15 protein-coding genes are annotated in these 15,313 nt (G+C 58.0%); 10 read left to right on the top strand and 5 right to left on the bottom strand.

Going from position 1 to position 15,313, the window contains the following annotated elements; genetic code table 11:
• The first annotated feature begins 8 nt into the window (after window positions 1-8).
• The 9 genes from hmpA to AC3IUF_RS24410 all read left to right on the top strand — a co-directional run bounded on the left by hmpA (window position 9) and on the right by AC3IUF_RS24410 (window position 9,044).
• Window positions 9-1,190 carry an NO-inducible flavohemoprotein gene (gene hmpA / locus AC3IUF_RS24450; RefSeq protein WP_489279547.1) on the top strand — a complete coding sequence of 394 codons (1,182 nt, stop codon included), beginning with the start codon at window positions 9-11 and terminating at the stop codon, window positions 1,188-1,190.
• A 216-nt stretch (window positions 1,191-1,406) separates the two neighbouring features.
• The gene (locus AC3IUF_RS24445) at window positions 1,407-1,967 is read left to right on the top strand and encodes an ester cyclase (RefSeq protein ID WP_007916950.1); all 561 of its coding nucleotides are present in this window, start codon (window positions 1,407-1,409) and stop codon (window positions 1,965-1,967) included.
• Window positions 1,968-1,992: 25 nt separating this feature from the next.
• Window positions 1,993-2,502 (top strand): disulfide bond formation protein B, encoded by a 510-nt coding sequence (locus AC3IUF_RS24440; RefSeq protein WP_123376543.1) that lies wholly within the window; start codon window positions 1,993-1,995, stop codon window positions 2,500-2,502.
• A gap of 825 nt (window positions 2,503-3,327) precedes the next feature.
• The gene (gene cyoA, locus AC3IUF_RS24435; RefSeq protein WP_007916947.1) at window positions 3,328-4,269 is read left to right on the top strand and encodes a ubiquinol oxidase subunit II; all 942 of its coding nucleotides are present in this window, start codon (window positions 3,328-3,330) and stop codon (window positions 4,267-4,269) included.
• A 3-nt stretch (window positions 4,270-4,272) separates the two neighbouring features.
• A complete protein-coding gene (gene cyoB, locus AC3IUF_RS24430; protein WP_007916945.1) occupies window positions 4,273-6,303 on the top strand; it encodes a cytochrome o ubiquinol oxidase subunit I in 2,031 nt (676 codons plus the stop codon).
• A gap of 3 nt (window positions 6,304-6,306) precedes the next feature.
• Window positions 6,307-6,930, top strand: coding sequence for a cytochrome o ubiquinol oxidase subunit III (gene cyoC / locus AC3IUF_RS24425; protein WP_007916943.1), 624 nt, complete (start codon window positions 6,307-6,309; stop codon window positions 6,928-6,930).
• Window positions 6,930-7,265: a cytochrome o ubiquinol oxidase subunit IV gene (cyoD, locus tag AC3IUF_RS24420; protein ID WP_007916940.1), complete on the top strand. Its 336-nt coding sequence runs from the start codon at window positions 6,930-6,932 to the stop codon at window positions 7,263-7,265. Before cyoC ends, cyoD begins: the two co-directional genes overlap by 1 nt.
• A gap of 11 nt (window positions 7,266-7,276) precedes the next feature.
• Entirely contained in the window at window positions 7,277-8,164 is an 888-nt protein-coding gene (cyoE, locus tag AC3IUF_RS24415; RefSeq protein ID WP_007916939.1) for a heme o synthase, read from the top strand.
• Window positions 8,165-8,552: 388 nt separating this feature from the next.
• Window positions 8,553-9,044: a RidA family protein gene (locus AC3IUF_RS24410; RefSeq protein ID WP_034156086.1), complete on the top strand. Its 492-nt coding sequence runs from the start codon at window positions 8,553-8,555 to the stop codon at window positions 9,042-9,044.
• Window positions 9,045-9,474: 430 nt separating this feature from the next.
• On the opposite strand, the gene AC3IUF_RS24405 is transcribed toward AC3IUF_RS24410, so the two are convergent.
• From AC3IUF_RS24405 to AC3IUF_RS24395, 3 genes are all read right to left on the bottom strand, one after another.
• Window positions 9,475-10,176: a hypothetical protein gene (locus tag AC3IUF_RS24405; RefSeq protein WP_460370160.1), complete on the bottom strand. Its 702-nt coding sequence runs from the start codon at window positions 10,174-10,176 to the stop codon at window positions 9,475-9,477.
• 134 nt (window positions 10,177-10,310) lie between these two features.
• The gene (locus AC3IUF_RS24400) at window positions 10,311-10,715 is read right to left on the bottom strand and encodes a GNAT family N-acetyltransferase (RefSeq protein WP_489279543.1); all 405 of its coding nucleotides are present in this window, start codon (window positions 10,713-10,715) and stop codon (window positions 10,311-10,313) included.
• A gap of 54 nt (window positions 10,716-10,769) precedes the next feature.
• A complete protein-coding gene (locus AC3IUF_RS24395; protein ID WP_095112389.1) occupies window positions 10,770-11,675 on the bottom strand; it encodes a LysR family transcriptional regulator in 906 nt (301 codons plus the stop codon).
• Between the two features lie 102 nt (window positions 11,676-11,777).
• On the opposite strand from AC3IUF_RS24395, the gene AC3IUF_RS24390 reads away from it, so the two are divergent.
• The gene (locus tag AC3IUF_RS24390) at window positions 11,778-12,947 is read left to right on the top strand and encodes an aspartate aminotransferase family protein (RefSeq protein WP_489279541.1); all 1,170 of its coding nucleotides are present in this window, start codon (window positions 11,778-11,780) and stop codon (window positions 12,945-12,947) included.
• A 6-nt stretch (window positions 12,948-12,953) separates the two neighbouring features.
• On the opposite strand, the gene AC3IUF_RS24385 is transcribed toward AC3IUF_RS24390, so the two are convergent.
• Window positions 12,954-13,157, bottom strand: coding sequence for a type II toxin-antitoxin system Phd/YefM family antitoxin (locus tag AC3IUF_RS24385; protein WP_081498753.1), 204 nt, complete (start codon window positions 13,155-13,157; stop codon window positions 12,954-12,956).
• Between the two features lie 205 nt (window positions 13,158-13,362).
• Window positions 13,363-15,282 carry an alkaline phosphatase D family protein gene (locus AC3IUF_RS24380; RefSeq protein ID WP_489279540.1) on the bottom strand — a complete coding sequence of 640 codons (1,920 nt, stop codon included), beginning with the start codon at window positions 15,280-15,282 and terminating at the stop codon, window positions 13,363-13,365.
• Window positions 15,283-15,313 lie beyond the last annotated feature (31 nt).

Below are 15,313 nucleotides of genomic sequence, written 5' to 3'. Positions count from 1 at the left end.
TCATGCTTATGCTTAGCGTCCAGGATCGTGCCATCGTCAAATCCACCGTGCCTCTGCTGGAGAGCGGCGGTGAAGCGCTGATCACGCACTTCTACCGCATGATGCTCTCTGAATACCCGGGAGTTCGCCCGCTGTTCAACCAGGCGCACCAGGCCAGCGGTGACCAGCCCCGCGCCTTGGCTAACGGCGTATTGATGTACGCGCGGCACATCGATCAGCTCGACCAGTTGGGCGATCTGGTGGCGAAAATCATCAACAAGCACGTCGCCCTGCAGATCCTTCCGGAGCACTACCCGATTGTCGGTGCCTGCCTGCTTCGGGCGATTTCCGAAGTGCTCGGCGAAGAGATCGCCACACCGGAAGTGATGAGTGCCTGGGGCGCGGCGTACGGCCAGTTGGCGGACATCCTGATCGGCGCCGAAACCGCAATCTACGACCAGAAAGAACACGCCGTTGGCGGCTGGCGTGGTGCGCGCGAGTTCATCGTCGCGGCCAAGGTCGAGGAGAGTGCGGAGATCATTTCGTTCTACTTCGAGCCTGCTGATAAAGGCCCGATCCTCGCGGCCGAACCGGGTCAGTACATCGGCATGAAGCTGATCCTCGACGGTGAAGAAATTCGCCGCAATTATTCGTTGTCGGCACTGGCCAACAACGGTCAGTACCGCATCAGCGTCAAACGCGAACCGGGTGGCCGTGCGTCCAATCACTTGCACGATCAACTGCAGGTTGGCGCCAGCATCCAGTTGTTCCCGCCATCGGGTGAGTTCACCTTGGCTGCGAGCGACAAACCGTTGGTGCTGATCAGCGGCGGCGTTGGCATCACGCCGACTCTGGCGATGCTCGAAGCAGCGCTGGAAACCGAGCGGCCGGTGCACTTTATCCACTGCGCGCGCAATGGCCGCGTGCATGCGTTCCGTGACTGGATTGATGAGCTGGCGGCGCGTCATCCGCAACTCAAACGTTTTTACTGCTATGCCGAAGATGACGGTGTCAGCCCGGCGGCGGACAAGGTCGGGATGCTGGATCAGGCGTTGCTGGGCGAGTGGTTGCCGGCTCAGCGTGATGTGGATGCTTACTTCCTCGGGCCGAAGGGTTTTATGGCGGCGATCAAGCGGCATTTGAAAGCGCTGGGTGTACCGGAGCAGCAGAGCCGTTATGAGTTCTTCGGGCCTGCAGCGGCTTTGGAGTGATCTGAAACCGGGTTGCCTTCATTCGCGAGCAGGCTCGCTCCCACAGGATTTGTGTTCGGCGCAGATCAATGTGGGAGCGAGCCTGCTCGCGAAGGCCGTTACGCGGTGCTGATTCTTAAAAAGTGTTTAAAGGTTAATCATTTCTTAACCGGTTTATCGTTTATTCCCCGATGCTGATGATAGGCGCTCGTTCGTTTACATGATCAGGATCGCCCCATGTCGCACTTCGCCTTCGCTCGTCGTTTCAGTTTTGCAGCCATCGGTCTTTCAGCCGCGTTGCTGGCCAGCCCGTTTGCTTCTGCCGAATCTGCCTTGATAAAACCGCAGACCCTGATCGTCGATCAGAGCCTGCCCAAGGCGCAGGTCGAAGCCATGGAATTGGCCGCGCGGCGTTATGGCAGTTTCTGGAATTCCGGTGAGGAGGCGTTGGCCACGGCGGCGTTGTCGCCGCAGTTTGTCGACCAGACGCCACCCGAGGGCCGGGTGCAGGGGCCGACCGGGCCGTTGCTGGCGTCGAAGTTCTTTCGCACGGCGGTGCCGGACTTGAGTTGCGACATCGAGCAAATGATCATCGCCGGTGATCGCGTGGTAGTGCATCTGCACTTTCGCGGGCACTTCAGCGGTACGTTCAAGGCTCTCAAAGGGCAGGGGCAGCGTGTAGACTTCCGGGCAACCGATATCTATCAGATCGACAACGGTCGCATCGCGGCCAATTGGCATATCGAAGACAACATCAGCTTGATGGCGCAACTGCACGCGCAGCCGCCGGCCAGCTGAACCATGGACTTACAAGGGAAACGCGATGAGCGAGGAAACGATTCGACTGGGACGTGAGCGGCGCTTTCTGGTGCTGCTGGGCATTATCTGCCTGGCACTGATCGGCGGTGCGTTGTACATGCAGATCGTGCTCGGTGAAGCACCGTGCCCACTGTGCATTTTGCAGCGCTATGCGTTGTTGTTGATCGCGTTGTTCGCGTTCATCGGCGCGGCCATGCGCAGCCGTCGCAGCATCACCGTATTCGAAGTGCTGGTGGTGCTTTGCGCGATTGCCGGGGCCGGTGTGGCCGGGCATCACGTGTACACCCAGTTCTATCCGGCGGTGAGCTGCGGCATCGATGTGCTGCAGCCGATTGTCGATGATCTGCCATTGGCGAAAATCTTCCCGCTGGGCTTTCAGGTCGACGGTTTCTGCTCCACGCCTTACCCGCCGATCCTCGGTCTGTCGCTGGCGCAATGGGCACTGCTGGCGTTCGTGCTGGTGGTCATTCTGGTGCCGCTGCTGACCTCGCGTAACCGAAAAGCACTGCGCTGAGTCAACTATTCGGCAGTCTGGCCGATACAGAAAACGCCTCGATTTGCGTATCAGCATATCGGGGCGTTTTGCATTTCAGAGTGTTTGTGAAAACACCGTGACGGACGGCAAGGGAGGGTGCGGCAAGTGTGCGACATGTTGTCACACGCGCCGTGTCGCAGGGCTCCTCAGTGACGCGGAATCGGCCGTTGTTACAAAAAAGGATTGGTCTGATTCGGGGTTTTTCGGCTTTAGCACGCGAGTGCCAGAGCAGGCAGTTTTAACAAGCGCTGGCAGATGGCCAAAAGCCTTGGGTTATCGGGGCTTGCGCTGTTTCAGCGTTCGGAAAAAGCCTTCAGAGCTGTCTGAACTGACGCGGGTACACCTACAATTTTTGGTGTTTTTGTTGAGAATCTATTTCGATAACATGCGGAACTTTTGCAAAAATGGCGATGGATTGTTGCTCGAACGGATAAAAATTATTTCGGGATAAGACATGGTGTATAGGGCGCTACCTATCTACAATCGCCCGCACTGAATTCCCGGCACTGTTCAGCCTTTATTAAGGAGGCGAGCAGGAAGTCGGGTGTCGAGTGAGTCGCAAGGCTTTCAAGACACCCAGGTGTCGGTGCCTTCCAACTTTCCGCACCAAATGGAATTGGTCTGTAACAAGGCCTTTGACCACGAATTCGAATAAGAACTGACCGCTGTCCCAGGTTTTGTCGAGCGTCTGACGCGCGACGGGCGGCCCTTATTCAATCCAAAGAAAATGCCAACCCTTGGCAGGGTGAAGTGTTGGCGATCAAAACCCAACTGCATTGCGCAAGCTGCTTTAGAGGTCGTGAGATGAGTAAAAACAGGTACCCCAGATTACTAGGCCTAGTGCCGCTGCTCGGCACGTTGTTGCTGGGAGGCTGCAACATGACCTTGCTCAATCCAACGGGCCAGGTTGGCCTGGAACAGCGAAACCTGATCATCACCGCGACCCTGCTGATGCTGTTGGTCGTCGTGCCGGTTATCGTCATGACCTTCCTGTTCGCCTGGAAGTACCGCGCGTCGAACAAGAACGCCGTCTACACCCCGAAATGGTCGCACTCGACCAAAATCGAAGTGGCAGTCTGGACCATCCCGGTCCTGATCATCATTGCCCTGGGTTACATCACCTACATTTCGACCCACGAACTGGACCCGTATCGTCCGATTCAATCCGACGTCAAGCCAGTGACCATCGAAGTCGTTGCGCTGGACTGGAAGTGGCTGTTCATCTACCCGGAACAAGGCATTGCCACGGTCAACAAGATCGTGTTCCCGGCGCACACGCCAATCAACTTCAAGATCACCTCTGACGCTGTGATGAACTCGTTCTTCATCCCGGGTCTGGGCGGCCAGATCTACGCGATGGCGGGCATGCAGACCAAACTGCACCTGATCGCTGACCGCAACGCTGAGATGGACGGTATCTCCGCCAACTACAGCGGCGCGGGTTTCACCGGCATGAAGTTCAAAGCTATCTCCACCACTCAGGAAGATTTCGACGCCTGGGTAAGTGAAGTCAAGAAGTCACCTAAACAGCTTGATCAAGCTGAATACGCGGCCCTTGCCAAACCGAGCCAGAACAACCCAGTCGAGCTCTACTCCTCGGTCACGCCGAACCAGTTCCAGATCATCGTCGACAAGTACGAAGGTATGAAGCCGGGCAAGCCGCTGAAGCACGAGAAGAAAGAGAAAGAAGTGGCGGCCACGGAAATTGACTCGAGTTCGCATTCAGCTGCCGGGGCAGAGGAGTAAACGATGTTTGGTAAATTAAGTTGGGAAGCAGTCCCATTCCACGAGCCGATCGTGATGGTGACCATCGCCATGATCGCCCTCGGTGGTCTGGCGCTGTTCGCTGCAATCACCTACTTCAAGAAGTGGACGTACTTGTGGACCGAGTGGCTGACTTCGGTCGACCACAAGAAAATCGGCGTGATGTACATCATCGTCGCCATGGTCATGCTGTTGCGCGGCTTTGCCGACGCCATCATGATGCGTACCCAGTTGGCCATGGCCACCGAGGGTTCGCCTGGCTACCTGCCACCTGAACACTATGACCAGATCTTCACCGCTCACGGTGTGATCATGATCATCTTCATGGCGATGCCATTCTTCACCGGCCTGATGAACCTTGCAGTGCCGCTGCAGATCGGCGCGCGTGACGTTGCGTTCCCGTTCCTGAACTCCCTGAGCTTCTGGCTGCTGGTGTCCGGCGTTGTGCTGATCAACCTGTCCCTGGGCGTCGGCGAATTCGCCAAGACCGGTTGGGTTGCCTATCCACCATTGTCGGGTCTGCAATACAGCCCTGGCGTGGGCATGGACTACTACATCTGGGCGCTACAGCTATCCGGGTTAGGTACGACGTTAACGGGGGTTAACTTCCTCGCGACCGTACTGAAAATGCGTACCCCTGGCATGAAACTGATGGACATGCCGATCTTCACCTGGACCTGCACCTGGGCAAACGTTCTGATCGTGGCTTCGTTCCCGATCCTGACCGCTACCCTGGCACTGCTGACCCTTGACCGTTACATGGATTTCCACATTTTCACCAATGAACTTGGTGGCAATCCAATGATGTACGTCAACCTGTTCTGGGCCTGGGGCCACCCTGAGGTTTACATCCTGATCCTGCCGGCATTCGGCATCTTCTCGGAAGTGATCTCGGCGTTCACCGGCAAGAAACTGTTCGGCCACCACTCGATGATCTACGCTTCGGGCGCGATCTCGGTACTGGGCTTCATGGTTTGGCTGCACCACTTCTTCACCATGGGTTCGGGTGCCAGCGTCAACGCCTTCTTCGGTCTGGCGACGATGCTGATTTCCATCCCGACGGGTGTGAAGCTATTCAACTGGCTGTTCACCATCTACCAGGGCCGTCTGCGCTTCACCAGCCAGGTTCTGTGGACTCTGGGCTTCATGGTGACCTTCGCCATCGGCGGCATGACCGGCGTACTGCTGGCCATCCCGGGTGCTGACTTCGTTCTGCACAACAGCCTGTTCGTGATCGCGCACTTCCACAACGTGATCATCGGCGGTGCGGTATTCGGTTACATCGCTGGTTTCGCGTTCTACTTCCCGAAAGCGTTCGGCTTCAAGCTGCACGAAGGCTGGGGTAAGGCAGCGTTCTGGTTCTGGATCTCGGGCTTCTTCGTCGCGTTCATGCCGCTCTATGCACTGGGCTTCATGGGCATGACCCGTCGTCTGAACGCTACCACCAACCCTGAGTGGGTACCGTACCTGTACGTTGCCATGTTCGGTGCGGTGATGATCGCTGTGGGTATTGCCTGCCAGCTGATCCAGCTCTATGTGAGCGTGCGTGACCGCAACAAGCCAGAGAACGTTTGCGATCACGGTGACCCGTGGAATGCACACACCCTGGAATGGTCGACCTCGTCGCCACCGCCGTTCTACAACTTTGCTGTGCTGCCTAAGGCTGACTGCATCGACCCGTTCACTGAAGCCAAGGAAAACGGTACTGCGTACCAGCGTCCGGCCAAGTACGAGCCGATCCACATGCCGAACAACACCGCCACTGGCGTGGTGATGGGCGCACTGTTGACCGTCTTCGGTTTCGCGATGATCTGGCACATCTGGTGGTTGGCGATCGCCAGCCTGGCCGGCACCGTCATCTACTTCGTGATCCACGCTGCGCGTGACGACCAGGGCTATATGGTTCCGGTTGAAACGATCGAGCGTATCGAAGCCGAGCAGCACAAGCGTCTGGTCGCGGCAGGGAAAATCCCGGCCGGTGCCACCCGTGTTGAAACCTCGTTGGAACAGGCTTAAACCATGTCGAACTTAGTGACCAATGTTGGACACGCCCATGGTGACCATGGGCACGATGACCATCACCACGACTCGGGCGAGATGACCGTATACGGTTTCTGGCTCTACCTGATGACCGACTGCATTCTGTTTGCGTCGATCTTCGCGGTGTACGCAGTACTGGTAAACAACGTCGCCGGTGGCCCGTCGGGCCACGACATCTTCGAACTGCCATACGTGCTGGGCGAAACCGCTCTGCTGTTGTTCAGTTCGATCACCTACGGCTTCGCCATGCTGGCGTTGTACAAAGGCAAGAAGCAGGCGGTCCTGGGTTGGTTGTTCATGACCTTCCTGCTCGGCGCAGGCTTTATCGCCATGGAGATCAACGAGTTCCACCTGCTGATCTCCGAGGGCTTCGGTCCTAGCCGTTCCGGCTTCCTGTCCGCGTTCTTCACCCTGGTCGGTACCCACGGTCTGCACGTGTCGGCGGGTCTGATCTGGATGGGCATCATGATGTACCAGGTCAACAAGCACGGCCTGACGGCGACCAACAAGACCCGTCTGAGCTGCCTGAGCCTGTTCTGGCACTTCCTGGACGTGGTGTGGATCTGCGTATTCACCGTTGTTTACCTGATGGGGACTCTGTAATGGCTAATGCACACTCCCATGACAGCCATGATGCTGGCCACGGCAGCGTAAAGTCGTACGCCATTGGCTTCATCCTGTCGGTGATCCTGACCGTCATCCCATTCGGTCTGGTGATGTACCCGAGCCTGCCGAAAGCCACCACGCTGGCAATCGTTCTGCTGTTCGCAGTAATCCAGGTGATTGTTCACCTGTATTACTTCCTGCACCTGGACCGTTCCATTGCTCAGCGTAACAACGTGATTGCATTCGTCTTTACGGCGATCGTGATCGTGCTGCTGGTTGGCCTGTCGTTGTGGATCATGTTCAGCATCCACACCTACATGATGGCGAAGTGAGGTAAGACCCGATGTCGCTCAAGCACTTTATCCAAATCACCAAACCGGGGATCATTTTCGGTAACGTGCTTTCTGTGGCAGGCGGGTTCTTCCTGGCCTCGAAAGGGCATGTCGATCTGGCGGTGTTTCTGGCTGCCATGATCGGTACATCCCTGGTTGTTGCCTCCGGTTGCGTGTTCAACAACTGCATCGACCGCGACATCGACCTGAAGATGGAACGCACCAAGAACCGGGTGCTGGTGCAGGGCTTGATCTCCCTGAAACTGGCCCTGGTCTACGCGACCATCCTTGGTGTTCTCGGCGTTGCGTTGTTGTACAAGGTGGCCAATCCGTTGGCCGCTTTGTTCGCGGTGATCGGCTTCATCATCTACGTCGGCTTCTACAGCCTGTACCTCAAGCGCAAGTCGGTTCACGGCACGCTGGTGGGTAGTCTGTCGGGCGCCATGCCGCCAGTGATCGGTTACGTCGCCGTAACCAACAGCTTTGACATGGCCGCGCTGACGTTGCTGGTGATGTTCAGCCTGTGGCAGATGCCGCATTCCTACGCCATCGCGATCTTCCGCTTCAACGATTACCTGGCCGCATCGATTCCGGTGCTGCCAGTGAAGCGCGGGATTCAAGTGGCCAAGAAGCACATCCTGCTCTACATCCTGGCGTTCCTCGTAGCGACCTTGATGCTGACCTTCAGCGGTTACGCCGGCATGAGCTACCTCGCCGTCGCCGCGGCCATGGGCATGTACTGGTTGTACATGGCCTGGACCGGCTACAAAGCGGTGGATGACACGGTCTGGGCACGCAAGCTGTTCGTGTTCTCGATCTTCACCATCACTGCGTTGAGCGTCATGATGTCCCTGGACTTCAAGGTGCCCGCAGAGCTGCTGCTGACGTACGCGCCGTAAGGCTCAAAGGCTTGAAGAAAAACCCCGCACATTGAGAGATGTGCGGGGTTTTTTGTTGCCTGGCGTAAAGCCCCTCATCGGAACGCCGCCCGCCCAGCCCTCTTCCAGAGGGAGAGGGGGCCGATCGAGTTGTCTCGAGTCCACCGCCGACCTGCAAAGTCGTGGCGATTATGGATTCGGTAAAGTGCGTTCAGGTCGGTGTATGTCGTCAATATCCTGCGTTCGGTTCCCTCTCCCTATGGGAGAGGGCTAGGGTGAGGGTTGCGAGTGGAGTTCAAAACCCCTAGATTTGGATCCAACCCCGACAGTGATAGCACCAAGCCATTTTTTCGGTGTTTTACTGCCGTGATTCGAGCTTCTTCATGCACTGATCAAAAGGCTGGGCGAAATGACTGAGAGGATGACCTGCGACGAGCGTTTTATTGCCCTGGCCCAAGAGCTGAACTACGACATCTATGGTGAGAACACCGCCGGCGGCAATTACGCGCCGCTGATCCGTCATCATGATGAGCTGTACATCAGCGGTATGGTACCGCGCACCCACGGCAAGATTCAGTACCCGGGTCGCGTCGGACTGGAGCTGACCCTCAAGGATGCGCAAGCCGCCGCGAGCATCAGTGCGATGCGTTGCCTGGCGCTGATCGTCGATGCGGTGGGTTCGCTGGACAAGATCAAGGCGTTGTTGCGGGTGACGGTGTATGTGAAGTCGACGCCGGACTTCGTTGATCTGAGCGAAGTCGCCAACGGTGCCTCGGACGTGTTCAGTCATGTGCTCGGCGATGCCGGCCGGCACACGCGCACCACGGTCGGTGTGTATCAGTTGCCGAAGAACGCAGCGATTGAAGTGGACATGATTGTAGCGTTGCATCCTTCGGCTTGAGGGTGGTTTAGCGGTTTGCCCTCACCCTAGCCCTCTCCCTCGGGAGAGGGGACTGACCGAGGTGTCTTGCGCTATACATCGACCTGAGAGGCCGAGGCGATTGTGGATTCGGCACCGCACTTTCATTTCGGCGAACTTCCACAATATCCGCAAATCGGCTCCCTCTCCCTTGGGAGAGGGGACTGACCGAGGTGTGTTGCGCTATACATCGACCTGAGAGATTGAGGCGATTGTGGATTCGGCACCGCACTTTCATTTCGGTGCATCTCTTGAATATCTCCCGATCGGCTCCCTCTCCCTCGGGAGAGGGCAGGGCGGGCGGCGTTCCGATGAGGGGCGAGGATTTTCGCCTTCTCACAAATCCCAAGCCGGACAACAAAAAGCCCCGCCTGAATCTCAGTGCGGGGCTTTTTCGTTCAGCGCTGCGCTATTACTGCGCGGCGATGCTGTACCCATCAAACGCAGTCTGCTGTTGCAGCGCGGTAATGATGTTCTTGCGGTTCACTGCCTGTTCGGTACCCGCGTTGTCGACGAAGACTTCGCTTTCCAGCTCCGCTTCTTCGCCTTCACCAACGAAGGTGAAACCGAGGAACTCCAGCGCTGCACGGTCAACGTTCAGGCGCGAGCGTGGCGTGCGCAGTGGCAGGGTCACGCTGATGCCGTCCTTGCTGATGGTGAAGATTTCGACTTCTTTCTTCTTCGCAGCCTTGCCCTTGCCGCCGCTCGGATTGCTGATCGCCTGATGGGTCTGGTTCAGCACTTTCAGCGCGAGGCCGTAAACGATTTCCTGGAACGCCGGATCGTCCTTGAAGCTGGACAGGATGCGGCCGATCGAGAACTTGCTGCTGAGGTCTTCAAGGGCGGCGAGGTCGGCGGCTTCGGCGTCTTTCAGCGCCTTGAGTTCGCCCATCAGCTCGTAGGCCTTGTCGTCATCGAAACTGTCGTGAGCCTGACGGATCGCCGCGCGCAGCTCGCGGATCTGGTCGCTTTCGCGGGTCGACTGGAACGCGTCCAGGACCATCTCGCTGATGATTTTGGCTTGTGGCAGGTGTTGTGAAAGATTGATGGAGTTTTCGTATTCCGCTTTGGACGATTCGGTGACTACGGATTCAGCGGTGTTGAAATCGGACATTGAAATTTCACTACTTTTTTAACTTGAGTGGAGATGAGAAAACCGAGGGCTTTTTCAGGCCGACTAATTTAGGGGAGCGCGGCGGCGTTGTCACGGAGCAACGGTCTGCCGGTCGAGTTTTTTCCCGGCGTGCACTATTTCCGGCGCGGCCGTTCCATGGCAATCACCGAGGTTTCAAAACCCAGGCTGGCAAAAAAAGCCTCTGCGCCCTCGCGTCCGGCCCGCAGCACCCAGGTAATTTCGGGATTGTCGCCCATGATGTGCTCGACCAGTGCACGGCCAATCCCTGCACGCCGATGCTGGTCATCGACCACCACCATCGACAGGTAACCGTTGGACAAACCGTCGGTGATTCCGCGAGCGAATCCGATGATCTGCTCACCCCGGACGGCGACGGCGGTACGCTGAGAGTTCTTGATCAGTAGGGCGAAGTGTTCCGGTGAGCCAGTACGATGGCCCCAGCCATGCAGCCCGAGAAACTGCCGCACCGATTCCGTTTCGGCGGGCAGCAAATCACGTACGTTGGGTGTGTTGTTCATCTGCTGTTCGAGTCCTTGTCAGCGATTTTTCATGGAAGAGCAGCGTAGGCAGCGTCAGGATTTCCCCCACGTCTGCATCGCAAACTCCACGAACCGGCGCAATTTCGGCAAACGATAACGATCTGGCGCGTAGAGCAGATGCATCGGTCTGCTGGGTGGCTGGAAGTCGGCGATCACCTTCACCAGTCGGCCTTCGCGCAGGTCTTGTTCCACCAGCGCATCCGGAAGCATCACGATGCCCATGCCGGTGCGGGCCGCCTGGTGCAGCCCGGCGGAGCTGTTGATCAGCATAGGCCCGCTGACGTCGACCATGATCTCCCCATCGGGACCACTGAGACGCCAGCGCTTTTCCACCGATTGCCAGTCGTCGCCAGCGGGATAGGCGAACGACAGGCAGTCGTGTTGTTGCAGGTCTTCCGGGGTTTTCGGCATGCCCCGCCGGGCGACATAGTGCGGCGAGGCGCACACGGTCAGGGTGTAATCGATCAAAGGCCGGGCGATCAGGTTGGACTGCTCGAAATTGCCCAGCCGAAACGCCACATCCAGGCCACTCTCCAGTAGATCGGGACGGCTGTTGGTCAGCACCACGTCGAGTTTGACCTGCGGGTACAGCAAGGAAAATTCACTGAGCGCCGGGGCCAGCCGTTCAACGCCGAACGTCAGCGGCGCGGTGAGGCGCAGCATGCCCCGGGGTTGATCGAGGGTCTGCTCGGCGAGGCGTTCGGAATCGGCGACCAATCCCAACACTTCCAGACAACGCTGGTAGTAAACGCTGCCGAATTCAGTGAGCCGCTGACGGCGGGTCGTGCGTTGCAGCAGTTGCACGCCCAGCCGTTGCTCCAGCGCGCGCAGATGATTGCCGACCATGGTCGTCGACAGGTCGCACTGCAACGCGGCCGCCGTCATGCTCCCGGCTTCGACGACTTTGACGTACACGCTCATCGACTGGAACAGGTCCATTATCAAGCTCAGCTTTTAAATGAATGAAGTTTTCCCGAGTTTATCCAGTTTCGCTGGCTAACCATACTGCCAGCACACCGACCTGCACTGGAGTTTGAAGTCATGACCGCCGCCCTGATGAACACCTACCAACCACTGGCCTTGAGCTTCACCAAGGGCCTGGGCACTCGCCTGTGGGATCAGGCCGGTCGCGAATATCTGGATGCGGTGGCCGGTGTGGCGGTGACCAACGTCGGCCACTCACACCCGCGGATCGTTTCGGCGATCAGCGAGCAGGCCGGGTTGCTGCTGCACACGTCGAATCTGTACAGCATCGACTGGCAGAAACAACTGGCGAAACGGCTGACTGAGCTGTCGGGCATGGAGCGCGCGTTTTTCAATAATTCCGGTGCCGAGGCCAATGAAACAGCGCTGAAACTCGCGCGTTTATACGGCTGGCGCAAAGGCATCGAACAGCCGCTGGTGGTGGTCATGGCCAACGCGTTCCACGGCCGCACACTTGGTACCTTGTCAGCCAGCGATGGCCCGGCAGTACGCCTGGGTTTCAACGATTTGCCGGGGGATTTCCTCAAAGTGCCGTTCGGCGATCTCGCTGCGCTGGAGCAGGTACAGCAAAAGCACGGTGAGCGCATCGTGGCGATTCTGGTTGAGCCAATCCAAGGCGAAAGCGGTGTGCAGCTCGCGCCGCCCGGTTACCTTAAAGCCCTGCGCGAACTGTGTAATCGCCATGCGTGGCTATTGATGCTCGATGAAATCCAGACCGGCATCGGCCGTACCGGGCGCTGGTTCGCCTTTCACCATGAAGGCATTGTCCCGGATGTCATGACCCTGGCAAAAGGACTGGGCAACGGCGTGCCGATCGGCGCTTGCCTGGCCCGGGGCAGGGCGGCGGATCTGTTTACGCCCGGCAGCCATGGCAGCACCTTCGGCGGCAATCCACTGGCGTGTCGGGTCGGTTGCACGGTGCTGGATATCATCGAAGAACAGGGCCTGCTGGAAAATGCCAGGATTCAGGGGGAACGGCTATTAACTCGCCTGCGTGCAGAGCTGGCGGACAATCCCAATGTGCTGGCGATTCGCGGGCAGGGCTTGATGATCGGGATCGAGCTGAAACAACCGGTGCGTGATCTGACCCTGATCGCCGCGCGGGATTATGGACTGTTGATCAACGTCACGCGGGGCAAGACGATACGGCTGCTGCCACCGTTGACGATTGATGAGCGTGAGGTGGAGATGATTGTCAGAGGTGTGGGATGTGTCGTTCAGTCGTGACGATTTTCACTCTTCGATCAAATGTCTGACTTTGGCTTTTCCTGCGCGCATTTCGCCGATCGATCTGATCAACCGCTCGGCGTTTGCGGGTGAGCGCATCAAGTAGGCTGTTTCTTCGAGTGTGCTGTTCTCGCCAGGAGGCATCATCACGACAGGCTCAGATTCTTGCCGGGATTGCGAAGTTAGCTCTCGATCCTCGCTGGATGCCAAGAACGTATGGAGGTGAGTACAGGATGACAAGGCGACACCTACTAGTGGTTGTTTCGCAGAAGGGTTGCTGCGAGCACGTTCAGTATCACTTAAGAACCCTGGAGACGTTTCTGAGACGTCTGTAATCCTTGTCCACTGTCTCGGGCAGTGAGAAACCGCCGCGTTGTCGGGATCTGGTATTTCAAATGTAGGAAAAAACTTGTGGCTAGTCCGGATAATCCGCCAGATCCGGCGCCAGCATCCGTGTCTTCGCCTTGCCATTCGAATTGTGCTGAATGATCTCGCGCGGCTGCCCCTGCTCATTGAAAAACACCTGACCGATCCCCGCCGAATTCCATAACCGCTCACCTGCCTCAGCATGTTCCGGCGTGTAGGGCACGATGCGCATGCGGCGGCGTTTGGTAAACCAGTTCAACGGTGAGCGCGGCGAGTAGAGCCAGCGGTTGAGGCGGTCGAACCATTCCAGCAGGCTTTTCGGAAACTCGTTCTTGATCCCGCTGCTGGTGATCTGCCAGATTCGCGGCCCGGCCTTGCGGTGGCGGATAAGCACTTCGTAGACGAAGGAATAATGCACGTCGCCGGACAGCACCACGTAGTTACCCGGTGTGCGCGAGTGGCGGAAAATATTCAGGATCACTTGCGCGGCACCGCGATGGGCCATCCAGTTTTCCGCGTCGACCAGCAGCGGAAAACCGCACCAACTGAAGACCTTTTGTACGGTTTCAATCAGCTTCACGCCGAAGATCGGCGCCGGAGAAACGATGATCGCTGACGGGTGATCAAGCAGTTCCTGTTGCAGTTCGCTCAGCGCCTCCCAATCGAGCAGGCCCGACGGTTGCTTGAGCGCCATCTCACTGCGCCAGCGTCGGGTGCGCGTGTCGATGACTACCAGCGCCGGACTGGTTGGCAGTACGAAATGCCAATGCTGAAAGCGCAGCAGGTCATCGATCAAACCGTCCTGCACCGGGCTGTCGAGATACTGATCATCACCGCTGGCGCTAAGGCTCAGGGTTTTTCCCAGCACATCCTTGAACGCATCGGGATTATTGCCCCAGCCCTGACACAACATATAGGCGATCAACGCGTTGCCGATGATGCGTTTGGAGAACGGATGGCCGTAGGCCGTTTCCTCCCATTGCGCGGACAGGTTCCAGTCATCGGTGATGTCGTGATCATCGAAAATCATCAGGCTCGGCAGATGCGCCAGCGCGCGGGCGACCTTGTCCAATCCAGCCTTGAACGCGTCGATGCGAGTCTGTTCGAGGGTGTAGCGCTTGAGGCGTTCGGGCGTCAGTTCGGGCGCTTGCGGATCGATCAGCGACCAGGCCGTCGGCGACCATACCAGCAAGTACATCGCCATGACTTCGGCGAACGTCACCAGATGATTGTCAGCACTGCTGCTGGTGAAAATCGGCTTACGCGCACCGCCGAAAAATCGCTCGCGCAATGTCTCGTTGCTTTCCAGCGCCGGTAACAAATCCGCACGGTGGTAGTAACTGGCCGGGTGTTTGTAGAGCTTGGCGCTGTCGCTGACCACGGCACCTTCGAGGTGTTCGTCGAACAGGCCAAGGCGTTCGATCAAGGCATGAATCGCCCGCAACATCGGGCCGGCGACATCGTCGGCGTAGACCTGATCGCCGCTCATCATCAACAGGGCGGGGCGTTGTTGCGGATCGGTTTCCGTCGCCAGCAATTGGTCGACGCAAAGCAAACCATCCGTCGCCGGGTGATGCGGCTTGCGGCAGGAGCCGTGCAGCAGTTGATCGATCCGCGAGCGCAGGACGAAGTTCGGGCTGGTTGCATCGCCGTAAAGCAGATGCGCCGCCCAGTCGGCGATGCCCTCTGCATTGTCGATCAGCAGGTCATAGTCGATACGTGTGTCGCAGGGCAGGGCGTTGTTGAGAGCAACATCGATGAGATGGACAAACGCCTGACGACCTACCGGAATGACGGTGCATTTCCCGGCGTCGAGAGGAATGTCTCCTACACCTTGCAGGCGTAAGGTCAGCGCCAGTGGTCGCGTGCCGACCAGCCACATGACCACGCGCGTTGGCTCCAGCCGTCGCAACAGCGGGCCGGCCAGGACAGGAGGCAGCGGGATCAGGTCAGCGGGTGTCGAAGACATCGAGGGCAAAGCTCAAGGCACACAGGCCGGC

The sequence above is a fragment of the Pseudomonas sp. KH_040 genome, assembly GCF_057839305.1.
This window is presented reverse-complemented; position numbering and strand designations above follow the sequence as displayed.